This window comes from Caballeronia grimmiae (assembly GCF_000698555.1).
Classification (GTDB): Bacteria; Pseudomonadota; Gammaproteobacteria; order Burkholderiales; family Burkholderiaceae; genus Caballeronia; species Caballeronia grimmiae.
Genome location: NZ_JFHE01000031.1, coordinates 50,140 through 63,299 on the forward strand (window position 1 = coordinate 50,140; position 13,160 = coordinate 63,299).

13 protein-coding genes are annotated in these 13,160 nt (G+C 59.8%); 4 read left to right on the forward strand and 9 right to left on the reverse strand.

What is annotated here, in order from left to right; all coding sequences use genetic code 11:
* Positions 1-274 precede the first annotated feature (274 nt).
* A complete protein-coding gene (locus BG57_RS23625) occupies positions 275-1,321 on the forward strand; it encodes a helix-turn-helix domain-containing protein (protein WP_035968674.1) in 1,047 nt (348 codons plus the stop codon).
* Positions 1,322-1,881: 560 nt separating this feature from the next.
* The gene (locus tag BG57_RS23630; RefSeq protein ID WP_035968676.1) at positions 1,882-2,181 is read left to right on the forward strand and encodes a DUF4148 domain-containing protein; all 300 of its coding nucleotides are present in this window, start codon (positions 1,882-1,884) and stop codon (positions 2,179-2,181) included.
* A 174-nt stretch (positions 2,182-2,355) separates the two neighbouring features.
* Here BG57_RS23630 and BG57_RS23635 read toward each other — a convergent pair whose 3' ends face one another.
* From BG57_RS23635 to BG57_RS23645, 3 genes are all read right to left on the reverse strand, one after another.
* Positions 2,356-2,655: a type II toxin-antitoxin system RelE/ParE family toxin gene (locus BG57_RS23635; protein ID WP_035968678.1), complete on the reverse strand. Its 300-nt coding sequence runs from the start codon at positions 2,653-2,655 to the stop codon at positions 2,356-2,358.
* A complete protein-coding gene (locus BG57_RS23640) occupies positions 2,652-2,909 on the reverse strand; it encodes a type II toxin-antitoxin system ParD family antitoxin (RefSeq protein WP_035968679.1) in 258 nt (85 codons plus the stop codon). Before BG57_RS23640 ends, BG57_RS23635 begins: the two co-directional genes overlap by 4 nt.
* A gap of 75 nt (positions 2,910-2,984) precedes the next feature.
* On the reverse strand, positions 2,985-4,796 hold the full coding sequence (locus tag BG57_RS23645) for a site-specific integrase (protein ID WP_035968681.1): 1,812 nt from the start codon (positions 4,794-4,796) through the stop codon (positions 2,985-2,987).
* A 439-nt stretch (positions 4,797-5,235) separates the two neighbouring features.
* On the opposite strand from BG57_RS23645, the gene BG57_RS23650 reads away from it, so the two are divergent.
* On the forward strand, positions 5,236-5,664 hold the full coding sequence (locus tag BG57_RS23650) for an antitoxin Xre/MbcA/ParS toxin-binding domain-containing protein (RefSeq protein WP_035968713.1): 429 nt from the start codon (positions 5,236-5,238) through the stop codon (positions 5,662-5,664).
* Positions 5,665-5,698: 34 nt separating this feature from the next.
* Positions 5,699-6,175 carry an RES family NAD+ phosphorylase gene (locus BG57_RS23655; protein WP_035968682.1) on the forward strand — a complete coding sequence of 159 codons (477 nt, stop codon included), beginning with the start codon at positions 5,699-5,701 and terminating at the stop codon, positions 6,173-6,175.
* Positions 6,176-6,384: 209 nt separating this feature from the next.
* Here BG57_RS23655 and BG57_RS23660 read toward each other — a convergent pair whose 3' ends face one another.
* The 6 genes from BG57_RS23660 to BG57_RS23690 form a co-directional block, all read right to left on the reverse strand.
* Positions 6,385-7,764 (reverse strand): hypothetical protein, encoded by a 1,380-nt coding sequence (locus tag BG57_RS23660; protein ID WP_035968683.1) that lies wholly within the window; start codon positions 7,762-7,764, stop codon positions 6,385-6,387.
* Between the two features lie 201 nt (positions 7,765-7,965).
* Positions 7,966-8,373 (reverse strand): hypothetical protein, encoded by a 408-nt coding sequence (locus BG57_RS23665; protein ID WP_035968686.1) that lies wholly within the window; start codon positions 8,371-8,373, stop codon positions 7,966-7,968.
* 736 nt (positions 8,374-9,109) lie between these two features.
* On the reverse strand, positions 9,110-9,367 hold the full coding sequence (locus BG57_RS23675; protein WP_035968688.1) for a hypothetical protein: 258 nt from the start codon (positions 9,365-9,367) through the stop codon (positions 9,110-9,112).
* A gap of 53 nt (positions 9,368-9,420) precedes the next feature.
* Positions 9,421-10,260: a hypothetical protein gene (locus BG57_RS23680; protein WP_035968690.1), complete on the reverse strand. Its 840-nt coding sequence runs from the start codon at positions 10,258-10,260 to the stop codon at positions 9,421-9,423.
* 491 nt (positions 10,261-10,751) lie between these two features.
* Positions 10,752-12,620 (reverse strand): class I SAM-dependent methyltransferase, encoded by a 1,869-nt coding sequence (locus BG57_RS23685; protein WP_035968692.1) that lies wholly within the window; start codon positions 12,618-12,620, stop codon positions 10,752-10,754.
* A 317-nt stretch (positions 12,621-12,937) separates the two neighbouring features.
* Positions 12,938-13,160: tyrosine-type recombinase/integrase (locus tag BG57_RS23690; protein ID WP_152562674.1), on the reverse strand; the 223-nt coding region annotated here is incomplete at its 5' end.

A 13,160-nucleotide genomic window follows, 5' to 3' on the forward strand; every position in this document is an offset into this window, starting at 1 on the left:
TGCGCAAAGGCGTGGAAGCCGCCCGACGATGAGGCGTCTTCTCCCTCGCCGGCACCAGAGGTAGACATCCAGACAGTCCGCTCGCCAGCTAAACGCTGAGTGCTGCCGACGGGGGCGGCAGCAAAGCCGACGCGGCCGATGCGTGATTAATGGCCGGTAGGACGGACCCCATTCGGTTTACACATAGGCCGAAAAGAACAAAGAATTCGCCGTCTTTCGCCGTTTTGCGCGGGGCTGCTGTATCAGATAATCGCCGCGGCAACGGAACAAAAAAATGACCGCACTAGCTGGCACACCGATATCTCGCGATCCTCTCGCACTGGCCGAGCTCTACCACTCGGGCCTTGGCACGTCGTGGACAACTCAACGCGGAGCGGTCGCTGCATTCGCCCGATTCACTCCTAAGGTGACTGCGGAAGCACTAAACCGCGCTATTGCTGTCTCGAAGCTGCCGCCGCCGGTATTGGCATTGTTCGAAACCGCCGGAATCTGGCAGGAGACCGCTAGAGACCTAACAAGGCTGGTTCGAAAGCACGGTCCCGACCTGCTCTGTCAGCGTGCGACGGAAATCGATCCGCTAGGACTGCACTGGTCAGAAATCATCGACCTTCTTGACGGTAGGGATGCGCGACCACCGAGACGAAACGTTCGCGCTATCGCGCCATTGACACTGGCCGCCGAGTACAAGCTAGGAGTCGAGGAGGGACGGTGGACGTCGATGGTAACTGCCGTCGCTGCTTCATCGGCGTGGGACCGGACGGCTCTTGCAAAAGCGATTGCAATATCGGAGCTACCGACCGAGGTGTTACAGCTCTTTGAGCTCAAGCGGCTCACATATGACCTCGGCGCTATCCTCGTAAAAATGCGAAACGCAATCGGCGAAAGCGAGTTGACGGCGCGTGCAAAAAAGGTCTTGGGCGCACCTCGCCGTAGAACAACGGATCAAATTTTGGCGGAGCTGTTGTTAGTGCGGCCCGAACAGGGAGTGGAATTGGCAGTACGCCGCGGCAAGACTGCAATGGTCTTTGAGTTCAAGGTTCCGCTAGACGAGACCGAAGAGCTGCTGACTGGGACCAATGAGATTGCAGCGCTGGTCCAGGTGGCGATGATGAACGTACGGTTCAAGCGCAACGCCGATTCTAATCCTGGTCGCGTCAAAGCACGGTGGGGTGACAGCGCAGACAAGCGCGCCATAGCCAGACGTATGACCGCAGCTGGGAGGTCGCTTCGCGAAATCGCCGCAGATTTGGCGGTTTCGAAAACGACAGTCGCGCGTTGGACGGCGGGAGACGCAGTGAATAGCGCGCGACCTCGCGGCTAAAGTCGATATACTGAATTTCACCTGTCCGCCTAAATGGGTGACTGAGAAAGGGCCGAGGATATGGAGGAAGCAGCCAAAAGGCGTTAGAGTGCTGTATATCTATACAGTACTTCCATCCTCATGCCGCTTCCTAGTTTCTTGCCAGTTCGCTGTCACGAGCTCAGAGTGCTTTGGTGCCGGTATAGGGCGCGAGACCCCGACGTGCAGCGTCTGGTCCTAGAGGTACAGCGCTTCCGTGGAGTTGTCGACGAGGCGTACCAGCTTCAGCAGGTAATTGAGAAGTGCTGGCGAGAGAGAGGGGCATGGTCAACTCGTTGCGCTCGAAAAACTGCGCCTCTTACTGAACAACGAAAGGACGAGGCGACTCCGCGGCGAGTTTCACCGGTGAAACTGTCGTAGGGACGAGGCGAGGGCAGTCCGGCGAGTTAGGGGTATCCCGAATACTGCAACGATTTGTTGTTCGATCGCTCATTAATCTTAAGCAGACGCTTACCTATACTGAGATCACTGAAACGCAAACAGGGCTGTTTGCGAAGAACAAAGATCTGGAGGTAAGCATCATGAAACTCGCAACTCTCATCGTCGCCGCCGCACTCGCCGTCCCGGCAGTCTCGTCCTTCGCGCAAAGTCAGCCGGTCACGCGCGCGCAAGTGAAGGCGGAACTGGTGCAGCTCGAACGCGCTGGTTACAACCCGAGCATGGATCGCACGACGTACCCGGCGCAGATCCAAGCTGCCGAAGCCAAGGTCGCGGCACAGAACGGCCAGAACAGCTACGGTGGCGTCGCCGACACTGCATCGGCATCGGGCGGCCCGGCTCACACCGGCAATAGCATCGCCCCTGTCTATTTCGGTCACTAATCGACCGAGCGAGCCAAGTAACTCCCGTTAGGTACTAGAGAGAACTGGCCGCTGCCGGGATACCGCAGACGGCCAGATTGCTTATTAGCACCTCCGCCACCGGCATAGCCGATGGCTTGCCCAGCACCAGAAAGGTCCTGGGCCTTTTTGCGATCCTGGCTTCTTCGCAGTTGTCTACGGGAAGAGGATAGAGGCGATGTCGCGGGCGCTGTGCAGGATATGAATGACGTCGATGCGCTCTGGCTGCCCAGTGACACGATAGAAAATCTGGTAGCTGCCGTGAACGCGATGTCGCACGCCGCGATCCTCATAACGAGGCACAAGCGGGTAGGCGAGGGGCATGTCTGCGAGGGTCATGCACTTGTCACGCAGCTCGCGAACGAAGCTCAAGGCACGGCGTGGATTGTCGCGGGCGATGTAGTCGCCGATGGCCTCAAGCTCCGCCTCGGCGCCAGGCAGGATACGAACAATCATGCCTTGCGGTTCGCCATCGCCTGATACTTGGCTTCCAGCCGGTCAAACACTTCTTCGGCGGGTTTTCCTCGAGCTGCGTCTGAATCGGCGATGCCTCGCTCGATCACTGCATCAAGCGCGGCAAGCTGCGTCTCGCGATCCTGGATTAGTCGCACCCCTTCTCGGAGCACTTCACTTTTCGAGCCGTAGCGTCCTGACTCGACAAGCCTCGCAATGTACCCCTCGAGCTGCTGTCCAAGGTCTGCGCTGATCATGGTTGTGCCCTCCGAATGAGTGCTAATAATAGCCGCTTATCAACTATTATCAAGTGTCGAACGATTATTTCGCCATTAAGGAGTCTGCTCTGGTTTCGGACGGCCGTAAAACGCTGCCGCCTCGCGAAGCATCCGCTGCTTTTCCGCCTGAACGTAGATGGACGTCGTTTGTAGCGACGCATGGCCGAGAATCTTCTGCACCACATCGAGCGGCACTGCCTCGGCCGCGGCGTGTGTGCCGAAGGTATGGCGAAACGAGTGCGTCGACGTGCCCGCTAGCAGCTTCATATCGTCGGTGCTCAGATCCGGCATCCCTTTGATGATCCGCTTCCTGGCCCACTCCATCAGTAAGTTGACAGTGTTCACGTGATAGCCCAGCGGCTTCCCGTCGGCGTGCTTTCTTTGGGCTTGCGCGGTTGGTGGGATGAAAATCGGCGCGAGCAGGGGTCCGGCGCTTGCGCTCTCGAAATGCTCGCCGCGATCGCGCCAGTGTGCCGCCAGCGCGTCGATGGTGGCGGGGCTGACCGGCACGGTTCGTTCTTTGTTCCGCTTACCGATGATCGACAACTGCCACACCATATCGTCGCCGTCCCCGTAGGTGGTCGGCGACATTCGTTCCCTGCGCGCGCCCGCTAGTTCTTCACGGCGAAGACCAGAGTCGGCAGCTAAGAGGAGCGCGACGCGCACCGATCGCCAATGGGTCGCCGTGTCGGGCTTGCATTGGCTGTCGATATAACCACGCATGCGCGCCCAGAGCTCGGCGGGCAGGGCGCGTTCGACTTTCAGAACATTTTCTCTCTCAATTACAACGGGGTCGGATACGGCCCTCCAAGGGTTGCCTGCCAAATAGCGGACATCGACCAGCCACGCGAATGCTGCCCGCAGCGCGCGGACCGCATACCGCTGACTTTCAGGACTCAGTTCGCTCGCCGCAAACGGCCGCCAGCGACCGCTCCCCCGTGACTGGCGCGGACCAACGAAAGCCGGCGAGGGCGCTTTGAGGAAGTCGCGGTAGGCCTCGCAATCGTCGGCCAGCAGGGAACTGAGCGGTTTGCGCCTGACGGTTAGAGTCCACAACAGGAACCGCTCCAGCTCCTTCGTGTAAGCGCGCAGGGTCTTGGGCTGCTCGCGGTAGCGGTGCAGGTAGGCGCGGATCGCCTCGAGGTCGTTGTGCGCCAAGATGTACGGGAAGCTCGCGTGTCGGTTCAGGCCGCGGGCGCCCGACAGTTCGTTCGGCAGCCGCACACGCTCCAGTGGTACCAGAACGCCCGAATCCGTATCAATCGTGACGAGTTTGCTTTCCGGTGCCGACAATGGATCGTCGAGCGACACGTCTTCGCCGACGTGGGCGCCGATTGCGTCTTCGTTCTGACGTAGCCACGACACCACCCGCTGTGCGCGCCCGGGCCCAATGCGCGGAACCGCCCGCCACCAACTCCCGCCCCGGCGGTTGCAGAAGTCCACCAGATCGGCCAGTGTGTGGATGCCCGCGTCTTTCAGCCGTCGGGCGACCAGCGGGCGGAACCACATTCCGACCCCGTGCGTCGGCTCGGGAGTGGCAACGGCCAACAGCGCCGCCTGCTCGACCATCTTCAGCGTGACCGCGGTCAGACGCGCGCTGCCGTGGGCCTTGGCCGACGACTTCAGGTGATCGGCCAGCACCGACGAACCGTGCTCAAGCGCCAGTTCAACCAGTTCCGCCTGCATGCGTCGCAGAAACGACTCGACCCAGCCCGGTGTCGCTTCGTTGCCGTGTTCGTCGTCCGAAAAATACAGCCGCGTGATCGTCGACGCGGGGATCCGCTGCACGTGCGCCCGCAGCGCGGCGAAGTGGTTGCGCGTGTACGCCGCGCGGCTTTTGGTGATGGTCTGCGGTTTGTTGGCCATGGGCGGCTTCTTTTCGTTGGTCCGAGGCGGTCTGGACGGGACGTAGATGCCCTACCCCCTGATTTTACCCATTAAACGCAAGCGTGATAATACGACTTATCACGCTTGAAATGATGTCCGCCGGTGCGAGGGCGTTGGAGCGTCGCATGCCTCCTATTAGGCCGGCCGGTCTACAGCCCCGCGAACGAGAGACGGAAATTACCGTGGTAGGCGGCCTTGGATGGGGTGATAGCAGTAACACAAGCCGGTTGCCCTCGGCGAGCGCCTTCCCGGGCGCAAGGCACGACGCCTGAACCGGAACTGAGGTCAAAACGCGGAGGCCTACCCAAACCGAGCTTATTTGCGGCTCGGACAGTATCGGCATCGGCATCGGGGAGAATCGCGCACTCGTATCATTTGGTCTATAATGAAGGATCAAGTGATCCATTTGGAGGTTGCCATGCTGTTGGTCTCGCCGGAACAGATCGCCGCCGTGATGGCGCTGCCGCGCGTCCCGCATTCGGTGGCCGAACTCGACGCGCAGGTCCGTGAGGGCCTCCCAAAGTCCGCGCTCCGAGAAGGCGTCGAGCACGCGACGCGCAGCGCCGAGGAACGGCGCGCCTTGCTCGCGCGCATCGTGCCGGAGGCGACCTTCAAACGTCGCCGCGACAAGCTCAGTCCCGACGAATCTGAGAAGACGGAGCGGCTCGCCCGAATCGTCGCGACCGCGCGTTATGTATGGGACGACGAGGGTGATGCGCGGGAGTTTCTAAATACGATGCACCCGTTGCTCGAAGGGCGTACGCCGGTGGAGGTCGCCTTGAGCGAGCTCGGCGCGCGGCGCGTCGAGGAATTGTTGTGGAAGCTGTTCTATGGGCTGCCGGCATGACCTCCTGCATGGAAGTCGTTGAGGTGCCAGCCTGATGCGGATTTTTAGAATTGCGGATCGGCGTCATCCGGTGTGGAGTGGCACTGGGGCGATGCTGGTCGGTGGCCGCTTCAATAGCCCTGGCCGTCCCGTCATTTACGGCGCGCTGAATTTCGCGGGGGCGATGCTTGAGGTGCTGGTGCACGCGCGGATCGGTAAGGTACCCAAGCACCACGTATGGGTCGAGGTCGAGGTCCCGAAGGACGTGACGATCGAGCGCGCCAGCGTCGAAGAGTTATCTGCGGGCTGGGATGCGCCAGATGCGGAGGTCGCGCGCCGTTTCGGCGACAAGTGGATCGAGGAGGGAAGATCAGCGGTGCTGGTGGTACCGTCGGTCGTGGCGCGAGCGGAATGTAATGCCGTGGTCAACCCGGCACATCCGGATGCCGGACGTTTAGTCGTCTCGGCGCCGCAGCCTGTCGTGTGGGACCAGAGGCTATTCGCACGCGGAGCGGACGTGTCGCCTGAATAAGTTGAGGCGTTGTCGCGCCACAGAGGAAGTCCGCTACCAAGAAGATCGTGTTCCGGCGTCTCGGGCTTGAGGAATTAGCGAACCTCAACGACAGCGAGAGCCAAGAATTTTTCGGCGGCGGTCGTCGAATCGTTGCCTTGGCAAGACGCATCACGCGCAGCGCGAACGGTGACTCGAGAAGCGCCGCGTTTAGGACGGCCCTCGACTCGTCAAAGCAGAACTGCTTGTTGCAACAATTCGAGTGCTTTCAATTCGTCCAACCGTCCGGTGCGCGCCTTGCCGGCGAGCGTCTTTAAAAGAGCCTCTGCGATCGGTGCTATTCCGTCAAGACCGTCCAGGCGGGTTTGCAACGTGGAGATGGCGGGCGCGGCGGCTCGCGGGGGTGCAGCAGGGGCGAGCGGTGACTCCGCTGGTCGAGCAACGGCGTCCGCAACTTTGCTTTCGTCTGCGTCAAAACGCTCGTCGGCGGGAGCGGCAACTGCCTCGTTGAGTTCATTTTCCTCACGACCAATCACGCCGCCTTGCCCGCCCTGTGCATCGGTCGGCGATGCCGCAGCTTGCGCGTCGCTCAAAGTGCTAGACAGGACCACGTCGCTCTGGCTTGCGGGAGCGGCTGCGTCGAGCGTGTCGTGGTTCGGCGCGGCGGGGGATGCCGGCAGCGCGAGAGTGTGCCCACGGGCGCGTGAAGCAGGTGCGAGAAGCAGCACCACTGACTCAGGGATGTCGGTATCCAAACGAGGCGTGTCTAGCCAGCCTTCGGGAAGACCCAGCCGTTCGGTGAAGCGCTGTGCTTCAACGTCATCCATGCGCTTTTTGCCGTGCAGCCGATGAGCCATATTCGATCCGGTCAGTCCCATGACCGCGCCGAGCTTGACCTTGGAGCCGTTGCGTCCGGTGAGGACGTGAAGGTTGGCCCGCCTGATCCCCTCAACTGTGGCCGCGCCTTCCGAGTGGGCTCGTTCTCGCTGAGTCGCTTGACGCGGCCCGTTGTGGTTGGACGCACCTCCAACGATGGATGGTCGGCCGCCTGCGTGCTTAGGGGTCTCCGCTGACCGAGCCTTAGTCGCGGCAGGCGCGCCCTTCGAACTCTTCGATCGCATTTTTGCTTCCTCGGACAAACTGCTCGCAGGCAGTGACGGATTTTGATTATTCGGAAGGAGGGAGGGCTCTTCAACGTCGCCTTCATCGCTAGCCTCGTCTACGCGCACGAATTCGAGCGGCGACTTCAGGCGAGCGATCACCTCCGGTGCAAGTGCAGGATGATGTTGGTCGAAAAAGCCGGAAGGCAGCCGGAGCGCAGTTTCCATGTGGAAGGCGGTCTCGGGCGTGAAACGTTCACCCCGCAGGAGTTCTGCTATCCGCGTCAAGCTGGAGTCTAGGCCTAACGCAATATTCTCCGCGCCGACGGCATCGACGAGAAACTTCAACGAACGAGTTTTAATGATGGACGCTTGGGCGGGTGCGCTATCACTCGCTTTGAAGGGCGGTTGGACCCGTCCAGGGCGACTCGAGCTAGCCGGATGTTGAGGTTGGCGCCGATTGTTGGACTTGCCTCGATATCCCGCATTTGGCCCGCGGGGTTGACTCATGGTGGAACTCCGATGCAATGCGTGAGTTTCAACGCTAAGGTTATATCGGCGATTGCTGTTACCGGACGATTGTCGCTGAAAGCGTCGGTCGCTGCTTCAATTCAATGTGCTTAGGTCGCGCCGACAGTCAGCGTTCGGCAAGCGGCTGTGAACTCGTGCGAACTACCGGGGTGCAATCGCCGCTGGACGAATATATTCCCTTCATTGACCGCGGGCGGCGGACATCAGCGGCGAGCCGCGCCCGCTCGCAGCAAAGCGCTCGAGCTTCTCCCGAGCTTCGAGATGAACGTATCGGGGCGCACCCGCTAGTTGACGATCTGCCTCTTGCAAGACCGCCTGGAACAAGGGCAGCTCGGCCGCATCGACTGTCCATATTCTCTCCGTTTCCGCCCGCTGCAGGCAGCGCTCCAGAGCCGCTTCGGCGCGCCCATAGATGATGACGTCCGTCTGCCCATAGCCCGCATCTTGCACGAAGTAGGTGACGTAGACCAATTCGATCAACCCGTTAACCAGATACGCAGATTCAGCGCCAGCGCGACAGGCAGCGAAAGTCAAATGGTTGGACAACGCAACGTTGCGCGCCGCGGATAACGGCAGAGGCAGCAACATCTCTTTACTGAGAGGTTTGCGGGACGGCGAACGAGAAACTTGCGAGCGAGGGTTGCGATAAGACATGCTGCAATAAGAGAACGAAAGGAGTCCGCGTTCAATGGGTACCCCGGAATGATAGCAGGCCGCAGGAGCCGACACTGTGGCGCGCGCCTCGCTGCACGCGCATCAGTCGGCCACTCCTTCGGCGAGGTTGAGCGGCGGCGAGCGATGTGGCCGCACGGCGGCCGCGAAAACTGTCAGAACGGCCAGTAAGGTGTTCAAAGAAGCGATCAACGGCGCGTGAACGCGCTAGCGAGCGTGGGTGGGCGGGGACTGGTCCGCGACTTAAAAGAGCTGGCTATCCAACGGTAGCAGATTGACCAGTTTCACCGCAGTGCGGCGCTCGGCTCCATCCGCATGGACGGACCGGATCATGACGCGTTGGCCGCGGGCCTCGCCCAGCACCTCGACAATTCGTTCTCGATAACGAGCCAACGTGCCGCGAGGCGGTTTGCACGTAGTGGGGCGGTTTGTCGTCGAGCGAGACATAGGCATATCGCGGCAGAGGCGTTGTCCCATTATGCAACGTTGCGGGCTTCACCGCGACGCATTTTGTCCACTTCCACATGCGAGATGCGTACTGCTGCTCGCGTCGCCGGGACCATGACCGGGGTCCTTCTCACGTTTACGGCCAGATCACATCTATTCGACTTCGTCAGTTCCGCTAGATGCAACGACTTCCTGCTTCTTGCTGTCACTCAGCGCCCTCATACGTTCCCAAGTCTGCACGCTTAGCGTCTGCTACGAGTTCCTTGAGTGCTTCAATGCCAGCGTCAGTGAAGGCGGTGATCGAGATCACCTTGTCGGGCGGCACGTCAAGGTCATCTATGACGCCCAAGCAGCCGTCCTCCGGTTCGAGGTTCATATTGGCCAGTTCTTCAAGCCATTCCTCTGGTTCATTAAGCATCTTGGCTACGCACGAGATGGTGTAGACGTGAGATGGGGCCGACATTGCATGCTCCAGTTTTGTGAATGCCGAGATTCAGGCGGAGATGGCGACTGTAATCAACGTGCGCATCGCTCTCGAATGCGACGCCATCCGTTGCGAGCCTGGATCGCATCCGCAAGGATGGCCATATATTCGTCATGGTCGACGCCCTCATCCGGAGGCAACCCGTATTCTTGATGGCGGCTCAGGGCCGCTTGCCGTGCGGCTTCTCCGGGAGCTGACACGAGTATCTGGCTGTATGCTTCACAAGCATAGGCGAACGTCTCCCGCTTACCAAAGGCGATGTCGAGCGGATTCGGACAGTTCCGGCGTTCTGCCAGCCCTATCGCTGCGCGGCGGCAGTTGTGCAGCACATGGGCGGCTTCATGCACGACGTAGTCAGCGAAGGGATCGGTATCGCGAAAGTAGGTCAGGGACACATAGCAAGTAGTGTCCTGGCTCAAACCGACAACGCGAGCGGACTGCTTTCGAAGCGGAGTAGCACCCAGACTGTCCAAATAGATGTTCGCCAGTTTCCATGCGGTAGATAGCCACCTCTCCCTGGTCAATACCTGTACGATGTTGCTCGGCGTGAGAAAGACGATGCCTCCTACGAGGGTGCGGAGAACGACCTCCCGTTCGAAGGCGGAAAAAAGGCCATATACCATGGGCTTGAGCTTGTCGCGAAGCCACGGCTCTATCGGCTCTGGCATCGAGCTCGGATGGTCGAAATCCCTCGCGCGGAGCAGAGTGTCAGCGATGAGCGCAGCGCGCAACTGTTGTGTGGCGCGTGAAGCAGTGATATTCAAAGCCTCCCCTGACCAGCCGACGAAGAAGCCGTCATAGTCTCCGGTCGTGAGGTAGTGCTGAATCTGGGTCTCAACCCATTCTGCAGAGCCGATCTTCGGGATGGCCATTGAAGGTTCTCAGGTATCCGGGTCAAAGCGGGACCGCAGGCGCTCAGAACCCCAATCCCAATTGCCGGTTGAGCACAAACCTGGGACGCTCGCGTTCAAGACCGACGTGTCAGCGTCGTGGCGACCGATTTTCGGTCGCTAACATGATATGCGCAGCTGGTGATCCTGTACTCAGTAAAAAGGTATCACGACGCGATCGCCGCGTCAGCCGCGTTGTTGATGCAGGTCGCTTGTCGGCCATTGCCGTCATTCGAGCATCGACTTTGGTCAGGCGGCTGAGCGCCGCTTTCCGGTCGTTCGCACGTCAGCCTGTCTCGAATGACCGGTCACGCCGTCCGCCAATGCGAACTCGCGACCCGTTGCAGCCACTCACGTCGTGGAATTCGCGTCCGTAAAGCAGTCGCTCCGCGCGTCTGTCTTCGTAGTTGGCGCCGGGGCTAAGGTTGCAAGAACTGATCGTCGAAGCAACTACTACGACAGGTGCCCCTCAGTCATTCCGGGGTGGCCTCGAGCTTTGTAGCAGCAGCCCCGTCGCCATCCGTGGAGGGCGGCGTGACCTGTGGCAGCCCTGACGGTGACAAATCTAGCCGGGGCTCAAGATCGCTCATGGGGAACTCTTTGGATTCGCCGACGACGTGGCAGCCGTAGAGAAAATCATCACCAATCCAGCGCTTTTCGCGCGCGATACCGTCGAGCGCAAAGCGGAAGGTGAGCTGGGTCGACAGATCTTCCCAGTCCTCCGGCGTCAAGTGCAGGGCAGAAATCCAGTCGTGGACATATCGGCATTCATCGAAGGCGATGACATCCATGAACATTGACGTCACCTTGGCCTCGGCAACATAGCGAAACCGCTTGCACTCCCTAACGTTCGGGTGAGCCGGATAGGCAAGCTGCGCAAATACGGGATAGAAGCCGATCTCCGTTGTCGGCACGTCGCACAACATCGGCATGTTGTCCCGGTACGGAAAGTCTCCAATGCGCCGCATCGCCGGCGTCCAAAGGGACTGGTCGTGACGCCATGCATAGAAGAGCGCGATCAAGTCTTCAAGCTTCTTGCCTTCAGCTTTGAGCTCGTTCTGCTCGACTTTTCCAAGCAGCCCCCCACGCCACGTCCTGACTAGACTCTCCGCACCTTTGCGGACGGCCGCGAACTCCGTCGCCCCTTCATAGCGGCCGCACGCCGCCATTGTCCAGATCAGTGAAAAGAATTCGGGATTGCAGATAGCGTCACCGTCGGTCTCCCAGTCCTGGGTTGGGTGACTTTCGAGCTCGGCTTGGACCCATGAGTTGCAGTCTGCATCACCTGGGACGTTTGGCAAGGCAGCAGAAGTCTCTTGACCACAGTCGACTTTAGCCTCTTCGCCCTCAGCTACGTCCGGCTTGAAGACCACGAGTCGCTTACCTCGCCTGATAGAACTCTTCAGGTCGGCATCAAATGCGACCCGCCAAAGATCCCCTGACATGAGTCGAGACATGGGCGCGACGATGGTCGCGAGATCCATCAGGCTACGAGTAATGAATTGCCCGTAGTAATGCTCAAAATTCGTCTTCACCTCGTCGATGAAATCCTTTGGCGGATCGTCATCGTCAATCTCATCCTCGGCACTTGGCGAGTAGTTGAAGATGTAGCCGTGAGTCGGCGGGCCTTCAATGGAGCCACCGTTCTTCGACTCCATAAAGCTCTTGGGGTAGAGATACGCTCCGATCAAGAAACTATAGCGGTCGAGCACGCCGGATTGGGACGTGTCAGGGCAGGCGAAGTTGCTGACCAGCACTCCAAGTGGCGCCAAAGCCGAGTGCCGAAACATGGTCGCTAAGGCGCGCAGCGTATTAGATTCTTTGCTCGGGAAGGCTCCGCAGGCATCAAAGTAGATGATGTCGAATCGGCGAGGCGTGCCGATGAAGAAGTCCTCGATTCCCACCGGGATGAACTTGATTCCTCTCGCGCGCAGCTCTCGAAGCTTTTCCAGACCGGCGTCCGCAGTCTCCTCATCAATCTCGAATGCCCAAATGTTCTCGGGACGAACACCTAGCTCCAGCAACACCGACATGTCATTACTGGGCTCCGGTCCAGCGAGGTAGGCGACTGTGATTTCGGACGACGTTCGGGTGCCTACCGTTTGAAGGCGGAAGCTGCGCCAAGACTCGAGATCCTTAGGCTCGCACGCAAGTGCCACAGCGCGGTCGCCGTAAAACTTGTCTTGGAACAAATGATCACGAATGCGCTTCGTGTGGTCTGCCGGAACGATCGCAGCATTCTCTCGTCTTGAGGTGATCAGTTCCACCGCATGAGAAAGGGCCTGGCGACGCACATCGTTTTTTGTCGGCTGGTCGTACGAGACTTTATGCGGATCGGACATTGATGACTTTCGAAATGGAGCTCAGCTTGCGCACGACATTGCGCAGGAGACACTGCGGGATTTTGAGCCGTGATATTTATGTTCGGCTAGTCTAACCGAAAGCGGTCATCGTTGAACGACTGCACCCGGCCGGGTTGAGGCACCGCCACATGCATTTTGCTCGCCGGAAACCGGCCATCGAGCGGGGGCGGACGAGACCTTAGCTGTTCAAACTGGACGGCGACCTCGACCGGCGGCTCGTGGCTGAGAGGAGCGGCGCGCTAAAAGCGCGAGGCGGCCGCAGCGACCAACAGCCTGTCGCACGGCCGCGGGACCTCTTAGATCTCAGTTTGCTCGGAGATCTCAAGCGCATCGTCGACCTCTATACCGAGGTATCGAACGGTGCTTTCGAGTTTGCTATGCCCAAGCAGAAGTTGAACTGCTCTCAGGTTCTTCGTTCGCTTGTAGATCAATGTCGCCTTTGTCCGCCGCTTCGAATGTGCGCCGTAGGCGGTCGGATCCAGGCCGACTGCGGCGACCCATTGATGTACCTTCCGGGCG

Coding starts and splice junctions, on each gene's coding strand:
- BG57_RS23685 (WP_035968692.1), bottom strand. CDS start 12,620: ATGTCCGATCCGCATAAAGTCTCGTACGACCAGCCGACAAAAAACGAT.
- BG57_RS23660 (WP_035968683.1), bottom strand. CDS start 7,764: ATGAGTCAACCCCGCGGGCCAAATGCGGGATATCGAGGCAAGTCCAAC.
- BG57_RS23625 (WP_035968674.1), top strand. CDS start 275: ATGACCGCACTAGCTGGCACACCGATATCTCGCGATCCTCTCGCACTG.
- BG57_RS23640 (WP_035968679.1), bottom strand. CDS start 2,909: ATGATCAGCGCAGACCTTGGACAGCAGCTCGAGGGGTACATTGCGAGG.
- BG57_RS23655 (WP_035968682.1), top strand. CDS start 5,699: ATGCGGATTTTTAGAATTGCGGATCGGCGTCATCCGGTGTGGAGTGGC.
- BG57_RS23630 (WP_035968676.1), top strand. CDS start 1,882: ATGAAACTCGCAACTCTCATCGTCGCCGCCGCACTCGCCGTCCCGGCA.
- BG57_RS23680 (WP_035968690.1), bottom strand. CDS start 10,260: ATGGCCATCCCGAAGATCGGCTCTGCAGAATGGGTTGAGACCCAGATT.
- BG57_RS23650 (WP_035968713.1), top strand. CDS start 5,236: ATGCTGTTGGTCTCGCCGGAACAGATCGCCGCCGTGATGGCGCTGCCG.
- BG57_RS23635 (WP_035968678.1), bottom strand. CDS start 2,655: ATGATTGTTCGTATCCTGCCTGGCGCCGAGGCGGAGCTTGAGGCCATC.
- BG57_RS23665 (WP_035968686.1), bottom strand. CDS start 8,373: ATGTTGCTGCCTCTGCCGTTATCCGCGGCGCGCAACGTTGCGTTGTCC.
- BG57_RS23675 (WP_035968688.1), bottom strand. CDS start 9,367: ATGTCGGCCCCATCTCACGTCTACACCATCTCGTGCGTAGCCAAGATG.
- BG57_RS23645 (WP_035968681.1), bottom strand. CDS start 4,796: ATGGCCAACAAACCGCAGACCATCACCAAAAGCCGCGCGGCGTACACG.